This window comes from Photobacterium sp. OFAV2-7 (assembly GCF_022347985.1).
In the GTDB taxonomy this organism is placed as follows: Bacteria; Pseudomonadota; Gammaproteobacteria; order Enterobacterales; family Vibrionaceae; genus Photobacterium.
Genome location: NZ_JAKRFQ010000490.1, coordinates 1 through 3,813, shown reverse-complemented (window position 1 = coordinate 3,813; position 3,813 = coordinate 1). Strand labels below are relative to the sequence as shown.

The 3,813-nt window shown below is 48.3% G+C and carries 3 protein-coding genes; all 3 read right to left on the bottom strand.

Going from position 1 to position 3,813, the window contains the following annotated elements; all coding sequences use genetic code 11:
- Window positions 1-220: 220 nt before the first annotated feature.
- From MHN01_RS19580 to napA, 3 genes are read right to left on the bottom strand one after another with little or no spacing between them, the layout of a single operon-like run.
- Window positions 221-802, bottom strand: coding sequence for a NapC/NirT family cytochrome c (locus MHN01_RS19580; RefSeq protein ID WP_239412889.1), 582 nt, complete (start codon window positions 800-802; stop codon window positions 221-223).
- Between the two features lie 13 nt (window positions 803-815).
- Window positions 816-1,286: a nitrate reductase cytochrome c-type subunit gene (locus MHN01_RS19575; RefSeq protein WP_239412888.1), complete on the bottom strand. Its 471-nt coding sequence runs from the start codon at window positions 1,284-1,286 to the stop codon at window positions 816-818.
- A 9-nt stretch (window positions 1,287-1,295) separates the two neighbouring features.
- On the bottom strand, window positions 1,296-3,788 hold the full coding sequence (gene napA, locus MHN01_RS19570) for a nitrate reductase catalytic subunit NapA (protein WP_239412887.1): 2,493 nt from the start codon (window positions 3,786-3,788) through the stop codon (window positions 1,296-1,298).
- Between the last annotated feature and the right edge of the window lie 25 nt (window positions 3,789-3,813).

Below are 3,813 nucleotides of genomic sequence, written 5' to 3'. Positions count from 1 at the left end.
AGCAAAGCATTTTATTACCTCTGCTTAGTAAGTAATAGAAGTATTTACTTTTCATAACAATAATTGGCCTGATGTCACCTTTTCAGAAAAAATACAAAAAGATGCAGCCATTTTTGACAATTTTTACACCAATCAAATGGATTCAAGGTGCCGATATAAATTTGAAAGAAAAAGGGTAACAAGTAACTTGTTACCCTTTGGCTTTTTCACGATAAAATAATCAGAATCCCTCGACACCATGCATATCAGGTAGCTTATGGGCGATACCTTTATGGCAGTCAATACAGGTTTTTTCTCCACTGGCCAAAGCCGTCGAGTGTTGATTAGACGCTCGCTGGGACTGGCGCGTAAAATCCATATAGACAAACTCATGACAGTTACGGCACTCCAGCGAGTCGTTTTTCTTCATCCTAGCCCACTCTCTGTCCGCCATTTCACGCCGCCTTTCGTTAAATTTGTCCAATGTCGAAATTGCGCCGGTAACCCAAGCATATACCTCTTTTGAAGCCTGCATTTTACGCGCCATTTTGTCGGTCCAGTCATGGGGAACATGACAGTCCGAGCAAATAGCCCGCACGCCGGTACGATTTGTGAAATGTATCGTACCCTGAATTTCCTGATAGACATTTTCTCTGTGGCAACTCACACAAAATGGCTCACTGTTGGTAAATTCCATACCTGTATTAAAGGCCCCCCAGAAAATGATCCCGGCAATGAACCCGCCTAAAGTTAAAAAACCGAGGCTGAAATACTTCGACGGAGAGCGAACGAGTTGCCACCATTTCTTTATCCAGTTCCACATACTGGCTACCTCCTCACTGCTCTTGATCAATCAAGGTGTCAAGATCTGTGAAATCAGTACCGACCAGTTGCTTCGCATCGGTTTGTACCACATGGCACTGCTGGCAAAAATACCGTCGAGGAGAAAGCTCTGCGAGGAAGTTCCCATCACGATCCATATAGTGGGTCACACTGATCATTCGTGCCTGGGTTTCCTCGACTCGGCTCCTCGCATGGCAGGACATGCACTTATTCACATTCAGATCGACCTGATAATTGTCTATCTTGTGCGGAATAACCGGCGGCTGCATCGGATAGCTTCGCTTCGGAATGATGTCAGTATTCAGAGGATGGCTCATCACCGGAGGCTCGGCCTGAGTATTTAACGGCGACATACGTAACGTCGCCAGCTCCTCATCGACGATCGCTGTTGCTGCAACCACAACCGCGGCGGAAAGTGACAAAGCTGCCGATAGCAATAGAAGTACGGAAATTAAACCCTTCATTTTTCACTCCTATGCTTTCATTATTTTTATTGCGCACTTTTTGAAATCAGTCTGCTTGGACAGTGGATCGGTTGCATCCAAGGTCACTTTGTTAATAAGCTGACTGGCATCAAACCACGGAACAAATACCAAACCTTTGGGTGGTTTGTTTCGACCTCGTGTTTCCACCCTTGTTATTATTTCACCACGCCGGGAAACAACCTTAACCGCATCGCCGCGTCGCAATCCTCTTAATTTAGCATCCTCAGGGTGCATAAAGACTTGGGCATTAGGATAAGACTTAAACAGCTCGGGAACCCGTTGCGTCATAGAGCCTGAATGCCAGTGTTCCAGTACCCGTCCGGTTACAAGCCAGAGATCATAATCCTTATCCGGTGCTTCTGCTGCCGGCTCAAATGGCAGGGCGAAGATAATCGCTTTGCCATCAGGCTTACCGTAGAACTCAAAACCCGCGCCTTTTTTCACATATGGATCCGAACCTTCACGGTAGCGCCATAGGGTTTCCTTGCCGTCGACAACCGGCCAACGTAACCCACGAGACTGGTGATACATCTCAAACGGTGCAAGGTCATGGCCATGGCCACGGCCGAACTCGGCATATTCCTCAAACAGCCCTTTTTGGACATAGAAGCCATACTCTGTCGCTTCATCATTAATCTGCCCTTCCGGCAGATCGGACAGCGGGAACTTGTTGACCTGGCCGTTGATGAACAACACATCAAATAGCGTTTTTCCCTTGTAATTCGGGTTCGCATCCAGCAGTTCTTTCGGCCACACTTCCTCGGTTTTGAAGCGTTTTGAAAACTCCATCAACTGCCAAAGATCGGATTTTGACTCACCGGGCGCTTTGACCATCTGATACCAAAGCTGTGTTCGGCGCTCTGCGTTCCCGTACGCACCTTCTTTCTCGACCCACATCGCCGTAGGTAAGATCAGATCGGCTGCCTGAGCCGTCACCGTTGGATAGGCCTCGGAAACAACAATGAAGTTATCTGGGTTGCGATAACCTGGCAGGGTTTCCTCGTTGATATTGGCAGCAGCCTGGAGATTGTTGTTCACCTGGATCCAATAAGCATTGATTTTGCCGTCGCGTAACAGACGGTTTTGCAATACCGCATGGGCACCGACTTTACCCGGGATAGTCCCGTCTGGTAGTTTCCAGATCTTTTCCGCTGTTTTACGATGTTCAGGGTTGGCAACCACCAAATCGGCAGGCAAACGATGGGCAAAAGTCCCCACTTCACGGGCCGTACCACAGGCCGAAGGCTGACCAGTCAGTGAGAACGGGCTGTTACCGGGAGTAGAAATTTTACCGGTCAGCAGGTGAATGTTGTAGACCAGATTATTACACCACACCCCGCGAGTATGCTGATTAAAGCCCATGGTCCAGAACGACACGACTTTGGTATCAGGGTTGGCATATAGCTCTGCCAGCTCAATAAGCTTGTCCGGTTTCACACCTGAAAGCTCACTGGCTTTTTCTACCGTATATTCCGATACAAACTCTTTGAACTCATCAAAGGTCATTGGATCAGAGCCGCCGCTATCAGGGTTCTTTGCTTTCTGCTGCAATGGGTGCTCAGGACGAAGCCCATAGCCAATATCGGTCGCCCCGCGGCGGAAGTTAACGTGCTTGCTGACAAAGTCCTGATTGACCTTGTTATTGGTAATAATGTAGTTGGCAATAAAGTTAAGAATGGCAAGATCAGATTGAGGAGTGAAAACGATAGGAATATCTGCCAATTCAAAGCTTCGGTGCTCAAACGTCGATAAAACCGAGACTTTTACATGCGGACTCGATAAACGCCTGTCAGTGACCCGGGTCCATAAAATGGGGTGCATCTCTGCCATGTTAGATCCCCAGAGGACAAAGGCATCGGCCGCTTCGATATCGTCATAACACCCCATCGGCTCATCAATACCAAACGTCCTGATAAAGCCAACAACGGCCGAAGCCATACAGTGCCTGGCGTTTGGCTCAATATTATTGGAACGGAACCCCGCTTTCATCAGTTTCGATGCGGCATAGCCTTCATAAACCGTCCATTGGCCCGAGCCAAACATACCGATAGCTTCCGGTCCTTTATCCTTCAAGGTGCCCTTCCACTTTTCAGCCATAATATCAAAGGCCTGATCCCAGCTCACCGGCGTAAACTCACCATTTTTATCGTACTTGCCACCCTTCATGCGCAGCATAGGTTGAGTCAGACGATCATCGCCGTACATAATCTTAGAGAGAAAGTATCCCTTCACGCAGTTCAACCCGCGATTTACCGGTGACTTGATATCACCGTGGGTGGCGACAACTTTGTCATCCTTTACCCCTACGTTCACCGAACACCCTGTTCCGCAAAACCGGCACGGCGCTTTTTGCCATTTCAACCGCGTTTTCGAAGCATCCGTCACCACATTACTGGCCTTCACCGGAATCGTCATTCCAATCGCTGCTGCTGCGGATGCTACAGCCTGCGCTTTAATAAACTTCCGTCGTGAACATTTCATTACGACCTCTCTGCATACTTCACTG

Coding starts and splice junctions, on each gene's coding strand:
- MHN01_RS19580 (WP_239412889.1), bottom strand. CDS start 802: ATGTGGAACTGGATAAAGAAATGGTGGCAACTCGTTCGCTCTCCGTCG.
- MHN01_RS19575 (WP_239412888.1), bottom strand. CDS start 1,286: ATGAAGGGTTTAATTTCCGTACTTCTATTGCTATCGGCAGCTTTGTCA.
- napA (WP_239412887.1), bottom strand. CDS start 3,788: ATGAAATGTTCACGACGGAAGTTTATTAAAGCGCAGGCTGTAGCATCC.